The sequence below is a fragment of the Leifsonia sp. 115AMFTsu3.1 genome (genome assembly GCF_004362795.1).
GTDB lineage: Bacteria > Actinomycetota > Actinomycetes > Actinomycetales > Microbacteriaceae > Leifsonia.
In genome coordinates this window covers 1199328-1221899 of sequence record NZ_SNYB01000002.1, presented here as the reverse complement: position 1 = coordinate 1221899, position 22572 = coordinate 1199328, and the positions used below count along the sequence as shown (strand labels likewise).

General features: G+C 70.4%; 16 protein-coding genes and 1 tRNA gene. 8 read left to right on the top strand and 9 right to left on the bottom strand.

Features of this window, described 5'->3' with window-relative positions; all coding sequences use genetic code 11:
- Positions 1–18: 18 nt before the first annotated feature.
- The 3 genes from AXZ95_RS16890 to AXZ95_RS16880 are packed head-to-tail and all read right to left on the bottom strand — an operon-like array spanning position 19 to position 3289.
- A complete protein-coding gene (locus tag AXZ95_RS16890) occupies positions 19–891 on the bottom strand; it encodes a carbohydrate ABC transporter permease (RefSeq protein ID WP_018191614.1) in 873 nt (290 codons plus the stop codon).
- Positions 888–1919 (bottom strand): sugar ABC transporter permease, encoded by a 1032-nt coding sequence (locus AXZ95_RS16885; RefSeq protein ID WP_018191615.1) that lies wholly within the window; start codon positions 1917–1919, stop codon positions 888–890. The genes AXZ95_RS16890 and AXZ95_RS16885 overlap by 4 nt, the downstream gene beginning before the upstream one ends.
- Positions 1920–1927: 8 nt before the next feature.
- The gene (locus tag AXZ95_RS16880) at positions 1928–3289 is read right to left on the bottom strand and encodes an extracellular solute-binding protein (protein ID WP_026307244.1); all 1362 of its coding nucleotides are present in this window, start codon (positions 3287–3289) and stop codon (positions 1928–1930) included.
- Positions 3290–3424: 135 nt separating this feature from the next.
- On the opposite strand from AXZ95_RS16880, the gene AXZ95_RS16875 reads away from it, so the two are divergent.
- From AXZ95_RS16875 to AXZ95_RS16860, 4 genes are all read left to right on the top strand, one after another.
- Positions 3425–4477 (top strand): LacI family DNA-binding transcriptional regulator, encoded by a 1053-nt coding sequence (locus tag AXZ95_RS16875; protein WP_018191617.1) that lies wholly within the window; start codon positions 3425–3427, stop codon positions 4475–4477.
- A complete protein-coding gene (uxaC, locus tag AXZ95_RS16870; RefSeq protein ID WP_018191618.1) occupies positions 4474–5889 on the top strand; it encodes a glucuronate isomerase in 1416 nt (471 codons plus the stop codon). The genes AXZ95_RS16875 and uxaC overlap by 4 nt, the downstream gene beginning before the upstream one ends.
- 125 nt (positions 5890–6014) lie before the next feature.
- Positions 6015–7472, top strand: a complete 1458-nt coding sequence (gene gndA, locus AXZ95_RS16865; protein WP_018191619.1) for an NADP-dependent phosphogluconate dehydrogenase — start codon at positions 6015–6017, stop codon at positions 7470–7472.
- 109 nt (positions 7473–7581) lie between these two features.
- Complete coding sequence (locus AXZ95_RS16860) at positions 7582–7932, top strand: hypothetical protein (RefSeq protein WP_018191620.1); 351 nt, start codon at positions 7582–7584, stop codon at positions 7930–7932.
- On the opposite strand, the gene AXZ95_RS16855 is transcribed toward AXZ95_RS16860, so the two are convergent.
- Entirely contained in the window at positions 7901–8566 is a 666-nt protein-coding gene (locus tag AXZ95_RS16855; protein ID WP_018191621.1) for a TetR family transcriptional regulator, read from the bottom strand. The two genes, AXZ95_RS16860 and AXZ95_RS16855, sit on opposite strands and share 32 nt — an antisense overlap.
- Before the next feature lie 73 nt (positions 8567–8639).
- Between AXZ95_RS16855 and AXZ95_RS16850 the strand changes: the two genes are divergently transcribed.
- Positions 8640–9983: a nucleotide disphospho-sugar-binding domain-containing protein gene (locus AXZ95_RS16850; protein WP_018191622.1), complete on the top strand. Its 1344-nt coding sequence runs from the start codon at positions 8640–8642 to the stop codon at positions 9981–9983.
- On the opposite strand, the gene AXZ95_RS16845 is transcribed toward AXZ95_RS16850, so the two are convergent.
- The 3 genes from AXZ95_RS16845 to AXZ95_RS16835 all read right to left on the bottom strand — a co-directional run bounded on the left by AXZ95_RS16845 (position 9940) and on the right by AXZ95_RS16835 (position 12462).
- Positions 9940–10917 (bottom strand): ribose-phosphate diphosphokinase, encoded by a 978-nt coding sequence (locus AXZ95_RS16845; protein WP_018191623.1) that lies wholly within the window; start codon positions 10915–10917, stop codon positions 9940–9942. The genes AXZ95_RS16850 and AXZ95_RS16845 overlap by 44 nt on opposite strands.
- The gene (gene glmU, locus AXZ95_RS16840) at positions 10918–12360 is read right to left on the bottom strand and encodes a bifunctional UDP-N-acetylglucosamine diphosphorylase/glucosamine-1-phosphate N-acetyltransferase GlmU (RefSeq protein ID WP_018191624.1); all 1443 of its coding nucleotides are present in this window, start codon (positions 12358–12360) and stop codon (positions 10918–10920) included.
- Positions 12361–12390: 30 nt separating this feature from the next.
- Positions 12391–12462, bottom strand: a tRNA-Gln gene (locus AXZ95_RS16835).
- A 67-nt stretch (positions 12463–12529) separates the two neighbouring features.
- Here AXZ95_RS16835 and AXZ95_RS16830 point away from each other — a divergent pair.
- The gene (locus tag AXZ95_RS16830) at positions 12530–13033 is read left to right on the top strand and encodes a MarR family transcriptional regulator (RefSeq protein WP_018191625.1); all 504 of its coding nucleotides are present in this window, start codon (positions 12530–12532) and stop codon (positions 13031–13033) included.
- Positions 13034–13117: 84 nt separating this feature from the next.
- Positions 13118–15616 (top strand): glycosyltransferase, encoded by a 2499-nt coding sequence (locus tag AXZ95_RS16825; protein WP_018191626.1) that lies wholly within the window; start codon positions 13118–13120, stop codon positions 15614–15616.
- A gap of 15 nt (positions 15617–15631) precedes the next feature.
- Here AXZ95_RS16825 and AXZ95_RS16820 read toward each other — a convergent pair whose 3' ends face one another.
- Complete coding sequence (locus AXZ95_RS16820; RefSeq protein WP_018191627.1) at positions 15632–18898, bottom strand: ricin-type beta-trefoil lectin domain protein; 3267 nt, start codon at positions 18896–18898, stop codon at positions 15632–15634.
- A gap of 157 nt (positions 18899–19055) precedes the next feature.
- The gene (locus tag AXZ95_RS16815) at positions 19056–20687 is read right to left on the bottom strand and encodes an acyl-CoA dehydrogenase family protein (RefSeq protein ID WP_018191628.1); all 1632 of its coding nucleotides are present in this window, start codon (positions 20685–20687) and stop codon (positions 19056–19058) included.
- Between the two features lie 43 nt (positions 20688–20730).
- Between AXZ95_RS16815 and AXZ95_RS16810 the strand changes: the two genes are divergently transcribed.
- The gene (locus AXZ95_RS16810; protein WP_018191629.1) at positions 20731–22536 is read left to right on the top strand and encodes an ABC-F family ATP-binding cassette domain-containing protein; all 1806 of its coding nucleotides are present in this window, start codon (positions 20731–20733) and stop codon (positions 22534–22536) included.
- The last annotated feature ends 36 nt before the right edge of the window (positions 22537–22572 follow it).

The following is a 22572-nucleotide window of genomic DNA, read 5'->3' as shown; positions in this document are numbered from 1 at the left end:
GTTCACGTCACTCACTGGTCACTTCACTCCTCCGGATGTCAATCCGCCCACCAGGTACCGCTGGAAGACGAGGTACAGCACCACCACCGGCAGTGCGCAGATCAGGGATGCGGCCATCATCTGGCCGTACAGCGGCACGGCGCCGCCCTCCTGCGTCGCGCCGAACACCTGCAGGGCCACCGCGGCCGTGCGCGTCTCGGGATTCGTCAGCACCGAGGCGAACAGCACGTCGTTCCAGCCGAGCAGGAAGGCGAAGATGCCCGAGACGACGATGCCCGGCCAGCTGAGCGGGACGACGATGCCCGTGAGGATGCGCCACGACGACGCGCCGTCGATCCTGGCCGCCTCCTCCAGCGCCTTCGGCAGGCCGCGCAGGTAGGTCACCATCACCCAGGTCGAGAACGGCAGGGCGAACGTGAGATAGGTGATGAACACCGCCCAGCGCGTCCCGATGATCTGCACGCCGAGCAGCGACGCCGTGGACGAGAACAGCACGAACACGGGGAGCAGCATCAGCGTGCCCGGGATGGACTGCAGCCCGAGCAGCGCCCGCAGGAACGACAGCCGCCCGCGGAATTCGTACCGCACGAGCACGTACGCCGTCGCCACCGCGAGGAACGCGCAGACGATCGCCACCGCTCCGCAGATGAGCACGCTGTTGGCGAGCCCGGTGCCGAGGTCGACGGTCGTCCACACCTTCAGGTAGTTGTCGAGGTGCAGCTCGGTCGGGAGGAACGCGCCCGACGCGACAGACACATCCGAATTGACGGACGCGAACAGCATGTACAGCACAGGGCCGAGCACGATCACGAGAAGCACGGTGATGATCGTGACGATGAGCCAGCGCGGCAGCAGGCGGTGGACGTCGGCGCTGGAGGTGACGGCCGTCATCGCTGCGCCTCCTCTCCGGAGTCGAGCCGCACGGCCCGCAGGTAGACGAACAGCGGGATGGCGATCAGCACGAGCGAGCAGATGGCCATGGCCGCACTCAACCCGAACCGGAAGCTCTGGAAGCTGGTCGTGTAGGTGAGCACGGGCAGCACGTCGACGTCCTGCGGCGCCGGAATGCCGAACAGCACGAACGGCAGCGTGAAGGCGTTGATGTTGTGCAGGAACGCGATGATCAGCGCCAGCAGGATGGATCCCCGCAGGTACGGCAGGATCACGTAGCGGAGCTTGATCCACCAGGTCGCGCCGTCGATCGCCGCGGCCTCGTGCACCTCCGGGTCGACGCTCTGGAGGCCCGCGACGACCAGCAGGTAGAAGAAGGGCCACGACGTCCACAGCTGCACGATGATCAGCGACCAGTAGCTCAACGGGCCGTTCAGCCAGAGCCCGGGATGCGCGCCGGCCGCGCCGAGCATGCTGTCCACCACGCCGCCCGGCTGCAGCATCGTCCGCCACAGCGTGCCGACGACGAATGCGGGGAGCACGTACGGGATGAGGAACAGCGAGCGGACCAGCGCGCGGCCGCGGAAGCGGTTCTGCGTGGCGAGCGCCGCCGAGAGCCCGATCGGGAGCGTGACGACCGCGGCGATGACCGCGAACGAGACGCTGATCCCGATCGAGCGGAGCAGCGGCGACGCGGTGACGGCCTCGACGTAGTTGCCGAACCCGAGGAACGGCGCCTGGAGCCAGCTCTGCAGCGTGTACTGGTCGAGGTCGAGCGTCGACATGACGACGGCCACGATCAGCGGGACGACGATGATGACGAGCATGAGGATGCCGCCGGGGAGCAGCATCCAGAGCGGTCGGTTGCGTCGTTCGAGGCCGCGGCGGCGCGGGGCCCGGGGTGTGCGGTCGCCCGCGCCGCCGTTCCGGCTCGACCGGCCGGAGCGGCCGCCCGCGGGAGCGCGTCCCGCGGGCGAGCCGTCGGCCGGCGCCGGGCTCTGCGGCGCGGCGATGGTGGGATTCGACATCGGTCTGGTTACTTCGCCTTGCTCAGCGCGGCCTGCGCGGTCGCCTGCGCGGCCTTCAGCCGGGCCTGCAGGTCGGACGACGAGACGCCTCCGGACGACAGGGCCGGGATGGACTGCACCACCACGTTCACGAGCGCCAGCTGGGTGTCGCCCCAGGCGCCGGAGAACGGCGTGCCGTAGGCCTTCGTCCCGGCGTCGAGGATCGGGCCGAGGAGCTCGTTGCCGTCCTCGATCTTCTTGGCCGCGGCGGCGTTCGTCGGCAGGTCGCCGAACGTCTTCGTGTACGCCACCTGGTTCTCCTCGCTGGTCAGCATCTTGATCAGCGCGAACGCGAGGTCCTGGTTCTTCGAGTACTTGGCGACGACCATGTTGTCGCCCGAGATGATCGTCGCGGCGGCCTTGCCATCGCTAGGCAGCTTCGAGGCGCCCGGCGGGACGGTCGGCATGACCGCATAGGCGTACTTGCCGGCCACGCCCGACTTGTCGAGCGAGACCTGGGACGACGAGGAGACCATCGGCAGGAACGCGGCCTTGCCCGAGGCGAAGGCGGCGACGGCCTGTGCGTTCTTCCATCCGATCGCGGCCGGGTCGACCACCTTGTCCTCGGTCAGCCAGCCGAAGTACGTCTGGTACGCCTTCTTCACGGCAGCGTCGTCGATGGTCGCCTTCTTCGTCTTCAGGTCGAGGATGGTGTTTCCCTGCTGCATCGACATCGCCCAGACGAACTTCCACGGGTCGAAGCTGTCCGCGTAGGCGACGGCCATGCCGTGAACGTCGCCGCTGGTCAGCTTCTTCGCCTGCTCGGCCAGACCGTCCCAGGTGTCCGCGGGCTTGTCGATGCCCGCCGCCTTCAGCAGATCCTTGTTGTACGCCATCACGAACGGGCGGCTAAGGAAGGGGATGCCGACCTCGTCGGACTCGCTCGGGCCGGAGATGCCGAGGGTCGCCGGCACGAAGCGGTCGCGGCCCCCGATCTTCTCCCAGTCGTCCTTCGTGAGCTTCACGAACGCGCCGGTCGAGTAGGCCGTCGGGGTGAACGTGGTGCCCAGGTCGTAGATGTCCGGGCCCTGACCGCTCAGCACCGAGGTCTGGATCTTGGTGAGCTCGTCGTTCGCCGAGGCGAACGTCTCGAACTTGACAGTCGCCCCCGTCTCCTTCTGGAACTGGGCGGAGACGTCGGAGAACCATTTCTGCTGCTCCGTCGGATAGAGCGTGTTGGCGGCGATCATGACGTCCAGGGTCTTCCCCGTTCCGTCGATCTTCCCGCCCGCGGAGGACGAGGACGTGGAGCCGGAGCCGGAGCATCCGGTGAGGGCGAGCGTTGCGGCCGCGAGGGCCGCCACCGCGCCGAGCGCAAGACGTGATCTCATTCGTGACTCTCCTTTGAGCAGGGATCGTGTGACCTCGACCCGGTGGGCCGGGCAGGTTGGCTGCGACTCTAGAAGCGCGGCAAATCGGACTGCAAGCGATTGCCACAATTTGCCATCGTGTGCTCTGATATCCGCATGAGCCCTCTCACCGGTGCGGGGAACGACCGCCCCGCGACCCTGGCGGACGTGGCTGCGCTCAGCGGAGTCGCCACCTCCACGGTCTCGCGCGCGCTCTCCAACCCGGGCCGCGTGAACGCCCTCACCCGGGAGCGGATCGAGCGCGCCGCCCGGGAGCTCAACTACGTGCCGAACTCGCAGGCGCGGGCGCTGACGAGCGGACGGACCCGCGCCATCGCCGTGCTCGTCTCGGACGTGACGAACCCGTTCTACTTCGGCATCATCCGGGGCACCCAGCACCAGCTGAAGGCCGCCGGCTACACGCAGCTCCTGGTCGACACCGAGGAGTCGGACGAGCTGGAGGACGGCACACTGCACAAGCTCCGCCGCTCGTTCGACGGCGCCATCCTCGCCGCCTCGCGTCTCACCGACCGGCGGCTCACGGCCCTCGCCAAGGAGATCCCGCTCGTCGCCGTGAACCGGCAGACGCGCGGCGTGCCAAGCGTCTTCATCGACACGCCGAGCGCGATCGAGCAGGCCGTCGGGCACCTCGTCTCCCTCGGCCATCGCCGGATCGCGTACGCCGCCGGCCCGGCGACATCCTGGCCGAACGAAGGCCGCTGGCGTGCCCTCGTCCGTGCCGCCGAGCACTACGGGGTCGAGGCGGTCCGCGTCGGCCCGTTCGCGCCGCGGCAGTACGCCGGAGCCGCCGCGGCCGACGCCGTCCTCCACGCGGGCGTCACCGCCTGCATCGCCTTCAACGACCTGCTGGCGATCGGGATGCTTCCACGCTTCCGCGAGCGCGGCGTCCGCATCCCCGAAGACCTCAGCATCGTCGGCTGCGACGACATCTTCGGCGCCGACTTCTGCAACCCGCCGCTGACGACCCTCACCGCACCGATCGAGCAGGCGGGGCGCACGGCTGTCGCCATGCTGCTGTCCCGGCTCGACGGCGGTCCCTCTCCTGTCACGCGGCAGGCCGTCACCCTCCCGACGCACCTGACCGTCCGCGACTCCACCGGACCGGCACCCCGGAACGCACCGACCACGAACGGAGCATCGACCGCATGACCGCCCTCGCGCCCCATCCCGACCGCCTGTTCCCCGCCGACCCCGGTGTGCGCGACCTCGCCCGGCGTCTGCACGCGGAGGTGGCCACGGCGCCGATCCTCTCGCCGCACGGACACGTGGATGCGCGCATGCTGGCCGACGACGAGCCCTTTCCCGACCCGGCGGCCCTCCTCATCACGCCAGACCACTACGTGACGCGGATGCTGCACGCGGTCGGCGTGCCGCTCGACGACCTGGGGCTCGCGCGCGACGGCCGTCCGTCGACGGCCGATGGACGCTCGATCTGGCGGCGGCTCTGCGAGCACTGGGACGTCTTCCTGGGCACGCCCGTGCGGCTCTGGTTCGAGACGGAGTTCAGCGAGGTCTTCGGCCTCACCGAGCAGCCGTCCGCAGCGACCGCCGACGCGCTGTACGACCAGCTGAGCGCGACGCTCGCCGACCCGGCGTTCCGGCCCAGGGCGCTGTTCGAGCGCTTCAACATCGAGGTCCTCGCGACCACCGACGACCCCGCCGACGACCTGGCCGCCCACGCCCGGCTCGCCGCCGACCCGACGTTCGGCGGCCGCGTCATCCCCACCTTCCGCGCGGACCGCTACATGCACCCCGACGAAGCGGGATGGGCCGGTCGGCTGGAGCGCCTGGGCACCGTCGCCGACGTCGACACCGCCACGTACACCGGGCTGCTGGAGGGGCTGCGGCGCCGCCGTCGGGCGTTCATCGAGGCGGGCGGGACGGCGACCGACACCGGCGTGATCGACGCCGGGAGCGATCCCCTCGACGAGACCGAGGCGTCCCGCATCCACCGGGCCGCCCTCGACGGCACCCTCACCGCGGGGGAAGCCGTCGCCTACCGTCGCAACCTGCTCTACCGGCTCGCGGAGCTCTCCGCCGAGGACGGGCTGGTGATGCAGCTGCACCCGGGCGTCCACCGCAACCATCACCGGCCCACGTTCGACGCCTACGGCCCGGACACCGGTCACGACCTGCCCGCCGTCGGGTCGTTCACGCAGCCGCTCACGCCCATCCTGCGCGACTTCGGGACGCATCCCGTCTTCCGGCTCGTGCTGTTCACGGTCGACGAGACGACCTTCTCGCGCGAGATCGGGCCGCTGGCGGGCTTCTACCCGTCCGTGTACGCGGGCGCTCCGTGGTGGTTCATCGACACCCCGGACGCCATCCTCCGTTACCGCCGCGCGGTCACCGACAGCGCCGGGTTCACCAAGACCAGCGGGTTCATCGACGACACGCGCGCCTTCTGCTCCATCCCGGCACGGCACGACATGTCGCGTCGAGTGGATGCGTCCTACCTCGCCGGCCTCGTCGCGGAGCACCGGCTCAGCGAGGAGGACGCGTTCGTCCTCGCCCGGCGGCTCGTCGACGACATCCCCCGCACCACCTTTCGACTCGGCTGACCGGGCGTCGCGCTACGCTGGTGGGAGTGCTCGAATCTTGCCACCAGCGGGAGAGCTGACCCCCGACTACATCCCCGTCGTGGCGGACGGCCTCCGTCCGTCGCGGCTACACGAAGGAGCAATACGTGTCACAGGAAGCAACCGCGAACATCGGCGTCGTCGGCTTGGCGGTGATGGGGTCGAACCTGGCCCGCAACCTCGCCTCGCGCGAGGGCAACACCGTCGCCGTCTACAACCGCACCTACACGCGGACGGAAGACCTGATGAACGCGCACCCCGAGGCCGGCTTCGTCGGCTCGGAGGAGATCGACGACTTCGTCGCGTCGTTGTCGAAGCCGCGCACCGCGATCATCATGGTGCAGGCCGGTAAGGGCACCGACGCCGTGATCGACCAGCTGGTGGAGCGGTTCGAGCCGGGCGACATCATCGTCGACGGCGGCAACGCCAACTTCCACGACACCATCGAGCGCGAGAAGCGCATCGCGCCCACGGGCATCCACTTCGTCGGCGCCGGAATCTCCGGCGGCGAGGAGGGCGCGCTGAACGGCCCGTCGATCATGCCGGGCGGTTCGGTGGAGTCGTACAAGACGCTCGGCCCCATCCTCGAGTCCATCGCCGCGGTCGCCGAGGGCGAGCCGTGCGTGACCCACGTCGGCACCGACGGCGCCGGCCACTTCGTCAAGATGATCCACAACGGCATCGAGTACGCCGACATGCAGCTGATCGCCGAGGCATACGACCTGCTGCGTACGATCGGCGGGCTGGAGCCCGCGGAGATCGCGGACGTGTTCGCCGAGTGGAACAACGGCTACCTCGAGTCGTACCTGATCGAGATCACCGCCGAGGTGCTGCGCCAGGTGGATGCGGAGACCGGCAAGCCGTTCATCGACATCGTGCTCGACCAGGCCGGCTCCAAGGGCACCGGCGTCTGGACCGTGCAGAACGCGCTCGACCTGGGCGTCCCGGTCGGCGGCATCGCGGAGGCCGTGTTCGCCCGCGCCGTGTCGTCGAAGCCGGCGCAGCGCGCGGCCGTGCAGGCGACCATCCAGTCGCGACCCGACGTGCAGAAGGCGTCCGACGTGGCCGCGTTCGCCGACGACGTCTCGAAGGCGCTGTACGCCTCGAAGGTCGTCGCCTACGCGCAGGGCTTCGACGCGATCATCGCCGGCGCCGAGAAGTACGGGTGGGACATCCACAAGGACAAGATCGCCAAGATCTGGCGCGGCGGCTGCATCATCCGCGCCCAGTTCCTCAACCGCATCGCGGACGCCTACGACGAGAACCCGAACATCGCGACGCTGCTCGAGGCGCCGTACTTCGCCGACGCCGTCCGCGAGGGCGAGGCCGCCTGGCGTCGCATCGTCGCCACCGCCGCGCTCTCGGGCGTCCCCGTCCCCGGCTTCGGCTCGGCGCTGTCGTACTACGACTCGCTCGCCTCGAAGCGCCTCCCCGCCGCGCTCGTGCAGGGCCAGCGCGACTTCTTCGGCGCGCACACATACAAGCGCGTCGACAAGGACGGCGTCTTCCACACCCTCTGGTCCGGCGACCGCACCGAAATCGAGACCGAGCCCTCCACCCACTGACCGTCTCGGGCCTCCGCCCTCCGTCGAGTCCGCAAAAATTGCACGCTGATCGCGCGATCGGCGTGCAATTTTTGTGTACTCGACGGCGGTGGCGAGGGAGGATGGGAGGGTGACGTACGACGACCATCCGGAGCTCGCGGAGTACGAGCCGCTCGGGGAGCGACCGCTCCGCGGGCGGACGATGACGGTCGCCAGCCGGGTCTTCGTCGTCGTCGCGCTGAGCGCGCTGCTGCTGCCCGGCATCCTGCTGACGATCAGCATCCAGACGCAGACCGCCGACTACACCTGCTCCGTGTACGCGCAGCACTACCAGCCCGAGGCGCAGGGCTCGTCCGCACGCTTCGAACTCGCCGGGCCGGTCGGGCCGGGATGGCAGTGCTACGCGCTCAACACCGAGGGCGACGCGACGTGGGTCGCGCCGCTGGGCCTCATCCCGTCGACGCCGCACCGGCTTCCATGATGAGCGTGCGCACCGTCGCGAGCACCCACGCCGCATAGCGCTCGAAGGTCCAACCGCTCTCGCCGACGAGCTGCTGGTGGCCTTCGGGCGACATGACGAACGAGAGCGCGTCGGCGAGCTCACGGCGCCCGGCCGGTGGGAGGGCCGCGATGGAGGCGATCCCGCGCTCTCCCAGGAGACCCACCATCGCCAGGTAGTCGGCATGGCGGCGCCCGAGCAGTTCCGTGTACGCGGCGCGAACCGCCTGATCGTCACGCGACGCGGCGGTGAACGTCGCCCAGAGGCCCGCCGTCCGCGCGTTGGCGGCGGCGATGAAGGGAACGAGCCGGTCGAGCATCTCCTGCGGATCGTCGAGGGCGGCGATCGCCGCGATCTCGGGCCGCTCGGTGAGCGACGACTCCCCCGCCTCGCCGCCGAAGCTCAGCTCGAAAGCGGCGAGCAGCAGCGCCCGCTTCGGCCCGTGCACCTTGACGCTCTCGACCGAGACGCCGGCGGCCGTCGCGATGTCCGCGAGCGAGGCGCTCGCATAGCCGCGTGCGGAGAACACCTCGGCGGCGGCCTCCAGGATGCGGCGCCGCGTCTGCTGCGCATGCTCCTGCCGGAGGGTCGAACGGTACGGGCGCGTGCCGGCCACTATTGACTACCTTTCGGGTGTAGTGAATACTGTTGACGTTTATTCGACTCTACCCGAAACGAGGACCCGGACCATGAACGCCCGCCCGCTCGACATCCTTCTCTGCAGCACGCCCGTGCACGGACACGTCACGCCCCTTCTCGCCGTCAGCCGCGCCCTTGTGGACCGCGGCCACCGCGTCCACTTCCTCACCGGCGAGCGGTATCTCGAGCGCGCGGCCGCGACCGGCGCGTCGGCGCTCCGGCTGCCGGCCGAGGCCGACTACGACGACACCGACATCGACGCCGCCTTCCCCGGCCGCGTCGGGCTCACCGGCCCGGCCGGGATCCGGTGGGACATGACCGAGATCTTCCTCCGCCCGGCGCGGACGCAATTGGCGGCGATGGATGCGGTCATCCGCGAGCTGGACATCGACGTCGTACTCGCCGAAAGCCTCTTCCTCGGAGCCGCCCTCCTCGCAGCCCGCCCGCCCGCGGACCGCCCGGCGCTGCTCAACCTCGGCATCGTCCCGCTCGGGGTCAAGAGCCGCGACACCGCGCCGTTCGGGCTCGGTGTGCCGCCGCGACCCGGAGCCCTCGGCCGTGTCCGCAACGCCGCACTGACGGCGATCGCCGAGAAGGTCGTGTTCGCTCCGGTCCAGCGGGCCGCGCAGCGTATCGGGCAGGAGGCGGGGACCGGCCTGAACGGCTTCGTGCTCGACTGGCCGTCCCACGCGGACGGCGTCGTGCAGTTCACCGTCCCCGAGTTCGAGTACCCGCGCGCAGACGTGCGCGTGCCCATCCACTTCGTCGGGCCCGTCTCCCGCACGCAACCCTCCGACACCCCGCTGCCGGCATGGTGGGGCGATCTGGACGACGGCCGCCCGGTCGTCCACGTCACCCAGGGGACGGTGGCCAACCGCGACCTGCACGATCTCATCCTGCCCACCATCCATGCGCTCGCGGACCAGGACGTGTGGGTGGTGGCGAGCACCGGAGGACGCCCCGTGGCCGAGCTGGGCGCCGACCTGCCGCGCAACGCCCGCGTCGCGTCCTACCTGCCGTACGACCGGCTGCTCCCGCGGACGGCGGTGTACGTCACGAACGGTGGATACGGCGGCATCCACTACGCCATGGAGAACGGCGTCCCCGTGGTCGTCGCGGGCACCACGGAGGACAAGACCGAGGTCTCCGCGCGGGTGGCCTGGTCGGGTGTCGGAGTGAAGCTGCCGACCAACCGCCCGGAAACCGCGGCCATCGCACGGGCGGTGCGGACCGTGCTCGACGACCCCGGCTGCGCGGAGCGCAGCGCGGCGATCGGCCGGGCCATCCGCGCATCCTCGGGACTGGACGGCCTGGAGCGAGCGGTGGTCGAGACCGTCCGCGAAGCGGCTGCTACGCGGCCCCGTCGAACATCGACGTCACCGAACCGTCGGTGAAGACCTCGCGGATCGCGTTGGCCAGCAGCGGCGCGATCGGCAGGACCGTGAGGCCCTCCCAGCGCTTGTGCTCCGGCAACGGGAGGGTGTCGGTCACGACGACCGAGTCGATCGCGTCGCTCTGCAGCAGCTCCACGGCCGGGTCGCTGAAGACGGCGTGCGTCGCGGCGACCACGACGCCGGTCGCGCCGGCCTCCTTGAGCGCCTCTGCGGCCTTCACGATGGTGCGGCCGGTGTCGATCAGGTCGTCGACGAGCAGGCAGACGCGGCCGTTGACGTCGCCGACGATCTCGTGCACCGAGACCTGGTTCGGGACGAGCGGGTCGCGCCGCTTGTGGATGATCGCGAGCGGTGCGCCGAGCTTGTCGCTCCAGATGTCGGCAACGCGCACGCGGCCCATGTCGGGCGACACGACGGTCAGCGTCGAGGGGTCGAGCTCGCGGCGCATGTGCTCGAGCAGCACCGGCATGGCGAAGAGGTGGTCGACCGGGCCGTCGAAGAAGCCCTGGATCTGCGCGGCGTGCAGGTCGACGGACATGATGCGGTCAGCACCGGCGGCCTTGAACAGGTCGGCGACCAGTCGGGCGGAGATCGGCTCGCGGCCGCGGCCCTTCTTGTCCTGACGGGCGTACGGGTAGAACGGGGCGACGACGGTGATGCGCTTCGCCGAGGCGCGCTTCAGCGCATCCACCATGATGAGCTGCTCCATGAGCCACTCGTTGATCGGCGAGGTGTGCGACTGGATGACGAACGCATCCGAGCCGCGGACGCTCTCGTCGAAGCGCGCGTAGATCTCGCCGTTGGCGAAGGTGCGCGCGTCGGTCGGGATGAGCTCGCTGCCGAGGCATTCGGCGATCTCCTGGGCGAGCTGAGGATGCGCGCGACCGGAGATGAGGACGAGTCTTTTCTGGCCGGTCGCGGTGATCCCTGACACTTACGCTCCGCTCTCTTCCGACGCGTCGCTTTCGCGAGCCGCTCTGTCGGCGTCCGTGCCCGGCCGCTTCTCGGCGACCCAGCCTTCGATATTGCGTTGAGGAGCGACGGTGATGGCGAGGGCTCCGGCGGGGACGTCCTTGCGGACGACCGTGCCCGCCCCCGTGTACGCTCCGTCACCCATCCTAACCGGCGCGACGAGCACGGTGTTCGTGCTGATCCGGACATGGGAGCCGATGACCGTGCGGTGCTTGTTCACACCGTCGTAGTTCGCGGTGATGACGCCGGCGCCGAGGTTGCCCTTCTCCCCCACCTCGGCGTCGCCGACGTAGTTGAAGTGCGCGAGCTTGGTGCCCTCGCCGATGACCGCGTTCTTGGTCTCGGTGAAGGTGCCGATCTTGCCGCGGGCGCCGAGCACGGTGCCGGGACGGAGGTACGCGAACGGGCCGACCGTCGCGCCCGCGCCGATCACGGCGAGCGTCGCGTCCGTGCGGGTGACGGTCGCGCCTTCGCCGACCTCGGTGTCGGTCAGCGTCGTGTCCGGTCCGACGGTCGCACCGGTCTCGATGACGGTGGCGCCGCGCAGCTGCGTGCCCGGGAGGACGGTGACGTCGGGGGCGAGCTTCGCCTTGACGTCGATCCACGTCGTCGCGGGGTCCTGCACGGTCACGCCGGCGAGCTGCCAGGTGCGGACGATCAGCGCGTTCAGCTTCGCCGCCGCGTCGCTCAGCTGGGCGCGGTCGTTGATGCCCTCGACCAGCCACGACTCGGCGACGGGGAGCGCATCCACGTCGAAGCCGGCCTCGCGGAGCAGCCCGATCACGTCGGTCAGGTACTTCTCGCCCTGGGCGTTGTCGGTGGAGACCAGCGCCAGTTTGTCGCGAAGGGCGGCGAGCCCGAACAGGTAGATGCCGGCGTTGATCTCGCCGATCGCCCGCTCCTGCTCGCTCGCGTCCTTGTGCTCGACGATGCGGTCGAGGTGGCCCTGGGGGGTGCGCACGATGCGGCCGTAGCCGGTCGCGTCGGCCGGGAACGACGACAGGATCGTCGCGGCCGCCTCGCCCGCACGGTGCCGCTCGATGAGCTCGCGGAGAGTGCCCGCGTCGAGCAGCGGGACGTCGCCGTTCACGACCAGCACATCCCCGGAGAAGTCGGCCGGGAGGGCCTCGACGGCGAGCTCTACCGCGCGGCCGGTGCCCGGCACCTCGTCCTGGTCGACGATGACGGCCTCCGGCAGGTCGGCCTCGATCACCTCGGCGAGACGGTCGCGCTCGTGACGCACGACGGCGACGACGTGCGCGGCGTCGAGCTCGCGCGCGGTGGCCAGAACGTGGGACACGATCGGGATGCCGCCCAGCGGGTGCAGCAGCTTGGGGGTGGCGGACTTCATCCGCGTGCCCTGCCCCGCCGCGAGAACGACGATGGCGAGATTCTGGTCGGTCAATGTCCCTCCAGGGGGTCGGGCTGTCGGTCGCTCCGCCTCCAGGACTCGAACCTGGACCTCACAGCTCCAAAGGCTGTCGTGCTGCCATTACACCAAGGCGGAACGCGCGTTTCGCGCAGATGACAGTCTGCCAGACGTGTCCCGACCGAACCCCCAATAGCATGGGGGGATGGCCGACGCACGAGACGAGGTGGACCGCATCGTGGACGCCTGGCTGCGCGAGCGTCCGGACCTCGACTTCGCCCCGCTCCAGGTGCTCTCGCGGGTCGACCGGCTCTCCCGCCACCTCGACCGCGCGCGCCGCGGGGCGTTCGAGCGCTCCGACCTCGACTCGTGGGAGTTCGACGTGCTGGCGGCCCTCCGCCGCGCGGGAGCGCCGTACCAGCTGAGCCCCAAGTCGCTGCTGCAGCAGACGCTCGTCTCGTCCGGCACCATGACGAACCGCATCGACCGCCTGGTCGCGCGCGGGCTCGTCGAGCGCCGCACCGACCCGAACGACGGCCGCGGCATCCTCGTCCAGATGACCGCGCAGGGTCTCACCCGGGTGGATGCGGCCATCACCCGCCTAGTGGATGCCGAGGCCGAGTTGCTCGACGGCCTCTCCCCCGCCGACGCCGAGCGTCTCGCCGGGCTCCTGCGCAAGCTGAGCCTCGGGTTCGACACCGAAGGGTGATGCGGCTCGGGAGCGCGACGCTCACGGCCGCCGCATGATCCGCTCCCAGGATGCTGTTATCCCGCTCTCATAAACTCGGGCGCGATGAGACTCTCCCGACTGAAGCGACTCCCCTCTCGGGTCAAGCGCGCCGCGCGCTATGAGATCCACGCGCACTGGCGCCGCCAGCCGATCGTACAGGGCTCCGTCTTCTACGAGTCGTTCTCGGGCAACGGGATGCTCGACAACCCCGAGGCGATCTTCCGCGAGCTGCTCGCGAGCCCCGATCTCGGCCACCTGACCCACATCTGGGCTCTGTCGGATCTGACGCAGTACCGCGCCGCGGTCGAGGAGTTCGCCGGCGACGACCGCGTCAGCTTCGTCCGCTACGGATCCGCCGCGTACTACCGCGCGCTCGCCACCAGCCAGTACCTCGTCAACAACGCGACCTTCCCGCCGGACTTCTCGAAGCGTCCCGGCCAGGTCTACCTCAACACCTGGCACGGCACGCCTTTGAAGCGGATGGGCTACGACATCGAGGACGGCGCCCTCGCCACCGCGAACATCATCCGCAACTTCGTGCAGGCCGACTACCTGCTCTCGGCGAACCCGTTCATGTCGGAGCAGATGTACGAGGCCGGCTACAAGCTGACCGGGATCTACAGCGGCACCCTCGTCGAGGAGGGGTACCCGCGCATCGACCGGCAGTTCCTCGACGGCGCTGGGCGCGAGACGGTGCGACAGCGGCTCATCGCCGCCGGGATCCCGCTCGGCGACCGGAAGATCGTGCTCTACGCGCCGACCTGGAAAGGGCAGACGTTCGGCCGTCCGGAGGACGACCTGGACGCCCTTCTCGCCCACATCGCGCAGATCGAGGAGCGCATCGACACCAGCCGGTACGCGGTGCTGCTGAAGACGCACCAGACCGTACACTCCCTGGCCGCGCACCGGCCGGAGCTGAAGCGGATGCTCGTCCCCAACGAGATCCCGACCAACCTCGTGCTGGGCGCCACGGACATCCTCATCTCCGACTACTCCAGCATCTTCTTCGACTTCCTGCAGACGGGCCGGCCGATCGTGTTCTTCACGCCCGACCTCGCCGACTACGCGGGCACCCGCGGGCTCTACTTCGAGCCCGAGGAGTGGCCGGGCCCTGTGCTGCTGTCGGCCCGCGAGGTCGGCGACGAGCTGCACGCCATCGCCGAGGCGGGCGACACCGTCCCGGTCGAGTCGCAGGAGCGATACCTGGACATGCAGCGGCGGTTCACCCCCTATGAGGACGGCGAGGCGTCGCGCCGGGTCGTCGACATCGTGTTCCGCGGCGTGCGCGACGGGTACCGCCTGCGCACCGACCTAGCGGACGACGGCCGGCAGAAGATCCTGCTGTACCTCGGTGGGATGCGCCCCAACGGCATCACGACGTCTGCGCTGAACCTGCTCAACAACCTCGACCACGACCGCTACGACGTCTCCGCGTTCTTCGCCCAGAGCCGGTCGCAGGTCGTCATCGGGAAGCAGCGGCAGATCCATCCATCGGTCCGGCAGTTCCCGCGCGTCGGCGGGATGAACGGCACCAAGCTGCTGCATGTCGCCCGGCACCTCGACTTCCGGCGCGGGCGCATCGCCCAGCACGCCGACATCCCGGCCCAGAACCGGCTGTGGGACGACGAGTGGTACCGCTGCTTCGGCGAGAGCCGGTTCGACTACGTCGTCGACTTCTCCGGCTACGGGCCGTTCTGGGCGACGCTCTTGCTGCACTCCCCCGACGCCCAGCGCGCGATCTGGCTGCACAACGACCTGGCGTCGGACGCGCACCGCGAGGTCAACGGCGAGAAGCGGATGCTGCACAGCCTCACGCAGATCTTCACCCTGTACGGCCAGTACGACCACCTCGTCTCCGTCTCGCCCACGCTGTCCGAGATCAACCGCACGTCGCTCGCCGAGTACGCGGCGCCCGAGAAGTTCGTGTCGGCGCTGAACACGGTCGACGCCGAGCACATCCTCGAGAACGCGGGCGCCGACCTGCACGAGCTGACCTTCGACGAGGAGACCGGGAGCATCCCGGACTGGGCCGAGCTGCTGCTCGCCGACGACGACGTCACCACGTTCGTCAACGTCGGCCGCCTGTCGCCCGAGAAGAACCAGGCGCGGCTGATCCGCGCGTTCTCCGCGGTGCATGCGGACAACCCGCGGACACGTCTCGTGATCGTCGGGTCCGGGCCGCTGGCAGGCGAGCTGGAGGGTCTGGTCGCCGAGCTGGGTCTCGAGGGTTCGGTGTTCCTGACCGGGATGCAGCGCAACCCGCACGCGATCATGGCGAAGGCCGACTGCTTCGTGCTCTCCAGCGACTACGAGGGCCAGCCGATGGTGCTGCTGGAGGCGCTGGTGCTGCAGCTGCCGATCGTGACGGTCGAGTTCGCCTCGGCCAAGAACGCCCTCCCCGCGGGCAGCGGCATGATCGTGCCGCAGACCGTGGACGGCGTGGCGGACGGGATGCGCGCCTTCCTTCGTGGAGACGTGCCGGACAGCCACTTCGACTACCACGCGTACAACCGCAAGGCGGTCGGCGAGTTCTACCGGGCGATCGGCGCACCGGGCGCCTGAGCGCCCGGCGGCGGTTCAGTAGTACGCCGAGACGGGCGTGTACCAGCCGTAGCCGTCCGTTCCGCGGGCGAACAGCTGCGCGGTGTAGCCGTACGCGACCAGGGCGGGCGAGTCGGTGAACGTCCCTCCGGTCGGACCGGGGATGGCCTTCCACCCGGACCAGTCGGCGTTCCACCTGTTGAGGTACGCCTTCCCGTCCGCGCCCTTCACGGCGACCAGGTAGACGTTCGCCGCCGGGTCGTACGCGGCCGCCGGACTGCCGGTCAGCCCGCCCGCGAGGGCGACGCCCTCGACCACCGTCCACTGCGAGCCGTTGGTGCGACTGTAGGTCTGGTAGAGCTTGTCGTCGGCGCCGCGGGCGAACACATCCACCGACGAGCCGAACACCGTGATCGCCGGCTCTCCGACCAGGGGCACGCCGAACAGGATCTTCTGCGACCCCACCCACTGGCCGGCGAGGGTGCGCACGGAGTGCCAGGTGGTTCCGTCGGTGCTGCGGACGACGACATGGGAGTCGCCCCACACGGCGTCGAAGGCGACAGCGGGAGGTTCGAGGGCGGTCGGCAGTCCGGGGTCGGTCCAGGGGGCCCAGGTCTTCCCGCTGTCCGTGCTGGTGATCGAGTACACACGGGTGTTGCTGGTCAGCGCCCACAACTCGATCCGGCCGCGCGATGCGGTCAGCGCCGGTCGTCCGACGATGGTCGTCCCGGCCGGCGGCGAGATGGTGTTCCAGCCGGTCCAGGTCGTCGCCCGGACCTTCCAGGCGATCGCTCCGCTCGTCGTACGCGCGGCCGCCACGTAGCGGCTCTGCCCGGGGTCGAAGGTGACGGCGGGAGCGCTCGCGATCGTTCCGCCGAGGCCCGGGTTCCAGGCGATCTCGGGGAGGTGGTGGTTGCCGCTCAGGTCGAACTTCTCCCACGGGCCGATCGCCGCCCGGTTCGCGAGGAGCACACCGTCGCCCCCAGACTCGGCGACGACGTACTTGCCCGTCGCCTTCGAGAGCAGCGCCACCCATCCCTCGGTCGACTCGGTGAGCGTGAACTTCTCCCGATCGCCGATGGATCCGGCACTCGCCCGCAGTTCCGTCGAGGTCGCGTCGACCGTCACGAAGCGGCCGGCGCTCCGCGAGCGGAAGGACACCGACCCGAGGTCGTCGTTGTTGAAGACGAGGTCGAACAGCTCGTCGGCTCCCACTGTGGTCGCCTTCGGCCACAGCACGTTCGACTCGTAGCTGACCACCGTGACCTGCCGGGAGTTCGCGCGTGCCGACAGCGACACCTCCGCGGTCGGCGCGGGGACGGTGGGCACGGCTGCCGGCGGGTTCTCGGGCAGGATGCGCCACTGCTGATTGGTGCGGTCGCCCGACGTCTTGCACGCCCAGCTGACGATGGCGGTCCCCTCGTCGGTCTTCCCCTCCGCCACGTCGAGGCACTGGCCGCTCCAGCGGACATTGGTGAACGTCGTCGATCCGTTGGTGTTGGTGGACGGCTTCCACCGCTGCGCCAGGTCGTCCTTGCTGCAGGTGCGCACGAGGGTGGGCGCCGACTCGGCGGATGCGGTCAGGCACTGCAGCTCCTCCGTCCCGGACGTCGAGCGCCAGGAGGTCAGCATCCCGGAAGCCGGATCCGTCGGGGAGGCCGCCCACGCCCAGTTCTGCTTCTCGCCGTTGACATCGTTGCCGACCACGCCGTTGCCCGCGGTCGCCGTCAGCACCTTGCCGGTGCCGAGCAGCGTGCGCACGCTGACCCGCGGCTCGCGGCCCAGCGCCCCGACGTCGTTGAAGACCTCGTTCTCGGTGGTCGTGCAGGACCAGAGGATCAAGCGGCTTCCGTTTCCGGTTGCACCGCCGGCCACGTTGATGCACTTGTTCGAGACCGGGTTGTAGATCGTCCCGTCGCCGCGGTGATGCCAGACCTGGAGGGCGTCGCCCTGGCGGCAGCGTGCCGTCACGATCGTGCTGTTGTCGGCGACGCCGGAGGCTGCGACGCAGAGCGTCAGGTCCGGGCCGTCCACGTCTCCGGGACCCGTGAGGTCGAACACCGTCATCGATCGGCCCTCGTCGTGGAACCGCACCTTCTGGTTGCTTCCGTTGTTGCAGTCCCAGATCCCCAGCTGCCGGCCGGGCTTCGTGTCGCTGTCGGGCACGTCGATGCAGCGACCGGACTGCTGCCCCACCAGCGGGTACGCCTGTGAGCCGGGAACCGCCGGCGACGCGGCCGTCTCAGGGTGGGAGACGATCATCCGGGCGTTCTGCGAATCGCAGCCCCCCAGGACCGCGTGGATGCCGAACACACCGAGGCGCGCGAGCAGGCACTGCCCGTCCTTCTGGTTGCGGAGCGTCGTCGTCCCGTCCGCCTGCTGCTGCACCGACCAGAACAGTCCGGCGCGGTCGCTCCTCTCGTAGCACTGCTGCTCCGTCGCGACCTCATGGCCGTTGTCGGTCGACCATGACGCGAGGCACAGGGCGGACAGCGTGTTCACGATCACGCCCGCCCGTTCGCCGGCCGGGCCGACACCGGCTCGCTCCTGCGGGACGAAGGTCCAGCGTGCCGACGTGTCGGTCGCCCGTCGGTTCATGAACAGCGCACCGCCGGGTTCGCCCCCGCCGTGCAGGGCGAGGCCGGCGTCGATGACGATCGGGGCGTCCGCGGGGAAACCGGGCGTGGCGTTCGGCGCGAGGGAGGCGAGGACGCCGGCGATGTCGTCCGGGTACGGTCCGATGTCCTGGCCCGGGCAGCCGATGTGGCTCATCACCGACCGGCAGCGGTCGTTCACGACCGGGTGGTTGAGGCTCAGCAGGTGCCCGAACTCGTGGATCATCACCGCCGCCTTCTCGAGCTGGGTGAGTCCGTCCATCTGGGCCCGGTACGCGTCGATCCGCCCGGTGTCGTAGGTGCCGGTCCCGGCGGTGCCGCACGCCGAAGCCCCGGCGGACGCGTACGCGTCGCGGCGGCCGGTCGCCGGGTAGACCGTGACGTATGACGTGTTGGCGTGGAAGGTCGCCGGCGGCTCTGCCGACACCTCGAGGGTGATGAGCCCGGGCAGCGCATCCTCCCAGGCGGCGGCCGCCGCGCGGACGGCCGTCCGGTAGTTCGCGGGAAGTTCCGAGTCGTACGTCACGTGCATCGCCGGGCGCACCGGCTGGGTCGGCGAGCAGCGGGAGTTGCTCACCGCATCCACCCACGCGAGGGCAGGTCGATCGACGGCCAACACACCGGACGTGACGAGCAGGACGACGGCGACGGCCGCAGCGGCCCAGCGCCCGAAGGAATAACGCAACACGCCCTTTAGGACGCGCCGCTCACTCCGCCCATGACGCCCTCTCGCATCTATACCTCTCCCGTGCCCCTCCCCCCGCCGTCGAGTACACGATTTTTGCACACCGCGGCGGCGTGTCGCGGTAAGGAATCGTGTACTCGACGGTGGGGGGTGCGGGGGGTCAGGCGCGGGCGGCGAGGGCGGCGAGGTCGAGGCCGGAGGGGAGCTCGCCGTAGAGGGCTCCGCGCTCGGGGCCGAGCCGGGCGGCGACGAAGGCGTCCGCGACGGCGACGGGTGCTGTGCGGATGAGCAGGGAGGCCTGCAGCGCGACGGCCAGTGCGGCGACGAGCGGGCGCACCGCCGCCTCGGCCGCGGCGGGGTCGTCGGATGCGAACGCCGCTGCCGTCGCCAGGCGCGCCCGCAGGCGGTCATGGTGTCCGTCGAAGGTCCTGTACACGCCGCGCGCTGCGGCTAGCTCGGCGTCGAACGCCTCCGCCGCCGCAGGCTCCCGACGCAGCGCGCGCAGCACATCCAGGGCGATCACGTTGCCCGAGCCCTCCCAGATCGCCATCACCGGCTGCTCCCGATACCGCCGGGCCAGCGGGAACGCCTCCGTGTACCCGTTGCCGCCCAGACACTCCAACGCCTCGTACGCGTGCCCCGGACCGCGCTTGCACACCCAGTATTTGGTGACGGCGGTCGCGAGCCGGCGGAGCGCCACATCCCCCTCCGGCGCATCCGCATCGTGAGCGCGCGCCAACCGGAGGGACACGGCGGTCGCCGCCTCCGACTCCAGCGCGAGGTCGGCGAGCACCGCCGTCATCGCGGGCTGGTCGATCAACCGCCGCCCGAACGCCGCGCGGTGCCGCACGTGCCAGGCCGCCTCGGCGACCGCCTGCCGCATCCCCGCCGCGCTGCCGTAGACGCAGTCGAGACGCGTGCGGTTCACCATCTCGAGGATGGTGCGTACACCGCGGCCCTCCTCCCCCAGCAGGTATCCGACCGTCTCGTCGAACTCGACCTCGGACGACGCGTTCGAACGGTTGCCGAGCTTGTCCTTCAGCCGTTGGATGAGGAACACGTTGCGCGCGCCATCGTCCAGCACGCGTGGCACGAGGAAGCAGGAGAGCCCGTCCGCGGTCTGCGCGAGCACGAGGAACGCGTCCGACATGGGCGCGGAGCAGAACCACTTGTGGCCGGTGAGCAGCCAGCGTCCGTCGCCGTCTGCGAGTGCGCGGGTCGTGTTGGCCCGCACATCCGATCCGCCCTGCTTCTCGGTCATGGCCATCCCGAACAGCGCGGAGGTCTTGCCCGCGAGCAACCGGCCGTCGTAGTCGCGGCTGAGCAGCCGCGGCATCCACTCGGCGGAGAGGCTCTCGGAGGCGGCGAGCGCGGGGACGGCGGCGTGCGTCATCGATACCGGGCAGGCGTGGCCCGGCTCGACCTGCGCGAACTGCAGGAAAGCCGCGGCGCGGGCGACGTTCGCCCCGGGACGCGGGTCCGCCCACGCGGAGGTGTGGGCACCGGCCGCGACCGCAGCGGCGATGACCCGGTGGTAGCCGTCGTCGTACTCGACCTCGTCGATCCGGTTCCCCCAGCGGTCGAAGGCGTGCAGCTCGGGCTCGTGCCGGTTGGCGAGCTCAGCATCCCGCTGGAACGCCTCCGAGCCGACCAGGCGGCCGATGTCGCCGAGCGAGGGGATGGCCCAGGCGGCGTCATAGCGCTCCACGCCCTCCCGGAGCGGCAGGTTCGCCGCGAACTCGTCCACGTCGACGCGCGGCGGCGCCTGGTTCACGACGGTGTGGGTGACCATGGCGGGAGTCTAGCTCCGGCCGCCGGGTAGGCTGGAGACCCTCATGGCTCACCTTCTCGGCGCGGAATCCCTTCACCTGGAGTACCCGACGCGCACCGTCTTCGACTCGGTCACGCTGGGGCTCTCCGAGGGCGACCGCGTCGGCGTCGTCGGCCGCAACGGCGACGGCAAGTCCACGCTGCTGCAGCTGCTCGCCGGGCGCATCGAGCCGGACTCGGGCCGGGTGACCCGCCGCCGCGGGGTGACGGTCGGGATGCTCGACCAGCGCGACGAGCTGCCGTCGCAGCTGACGGTCGGGCACGCCATCGTCGGCGACAGGGAGGAGCACCTCTGGGCGGGCGATCCGCGCGTCCGCGACGTGCTGGCCGGGCTCGTCTCCGACATCCGCTGGGAGGCGACGATCGGGGAGCTCTCCGGCGGCCAGCGTCGTCGCGTCGCGCTGGCCGCGCTGCTGGTGCACGACCACGACATCCTCTTCCTCGACGAGCCGACGAACCATCTCGACCTGGAGGGCGTGGCCTGGCTCGCCCAGCACCTCAAGGGCCGCTGGTCGGCGGCGTCGGGCGCACTCGTCGTCGTGACACACGACCGGTGGTTCCTGGACGAGGTTTCCACGACGACGTGGGAGGTGCACGACGGCATTGTCGAGCCCTTCGAGGGCGGGTACGCCGCCTACGTCCTGCAGCGCGTCGAGCGCGACCGGATGTCCGCGGTCGCGGAGACGAAGCGGCAGAACCTCATGCGCAAGGAGCTGGCATGGCTGCGTCGCGGCGCTCCGGCGCGCACCTCGAAGCCGAAGTTCCGGATGGACGCGGCCGCCACGCTGATCGCCGACGAGCCGCCGCCCCGCGACACCGTCGAGCTGACGACGCTGGCCACCTCCCGCCTGGGCAAGGACGTGGTCGACCTGATCGACGTCTCGGTCTCGTACCCGCCGAAGACGGTGCTGCGCGACGTCGAGTGGCGCATCGCCCCCGGCGAGCGCACGGGCATCCTCGGCGTCAACGGAGCGGGCAAGTCCACACTGCTCGGGCTTGTCGCGGGAACCGTGAAGCCGGACTCCGGAACCGTGAAGCGCGGCAAGACGGTGCGCATCGCCACCCTCACCCAGCAGCTCGCCGAGCTCGACGACGTGCAGGACGAGCGGGTCTCCGCGGTCGTCGCGGGCAAGCGGACCACCTACCTCGCCGGCGGCAAGGAGGTCACCCCTGGCCAGCTGCTGGAGCGTCTCGGCTTCTCGAACGCCCAGCTCTCCACCCCGGTGAAGGATCTGTCGGGCGGCCAGAAGCGCCGGTTGCAGCTGCTCCTCATCCTCCTCGACGAGCCGAACGTGCTCATCCTCGACGAGCCGACCAACGACCTCGACACGGACATGCTGGCCGCGATGGAGGACCTCCTCGACTCGTGGCCGGGGACGCTGCTGGTCGTCTCCCACGACAGGTACCTGCTCGAGCGCGTCACCGACCAGCAGTACGCCGTGCTCGACGGCCGCCTGCGGCACCTTCCCGGCGGCGTGGACGAGTACCTGCGTCTGCGCCGCGCACAGGGCGCGGTCGGGGCTGCGGTCTCCGATGCTGTCGCGAGCGTCGCATCCACACCGACGACGCCCGTCACCCCCGCGCTTTCCGGCGCCGCACTCCGCGCCGCCGAGAAGGAGCTGTCGGCGCTCGACCGCCGGCTCGCCAAGGTGGGCGACCAGGTCGCCGCCAAGCATGAGGAGCTGGCGCGGCACGACCAGAGCGACTACCAGGGCCTCGGCCGGCTCACCGACGAGCTCCGGACGCTGGAGGGCGAGATCGCCGACCTGGAGACCCGCTGGCTGGAACTCTCGGAACAGCTGGAGGGCTGACCACGCACGCGCGGCATCCCGCGTCCACTCCCCCGG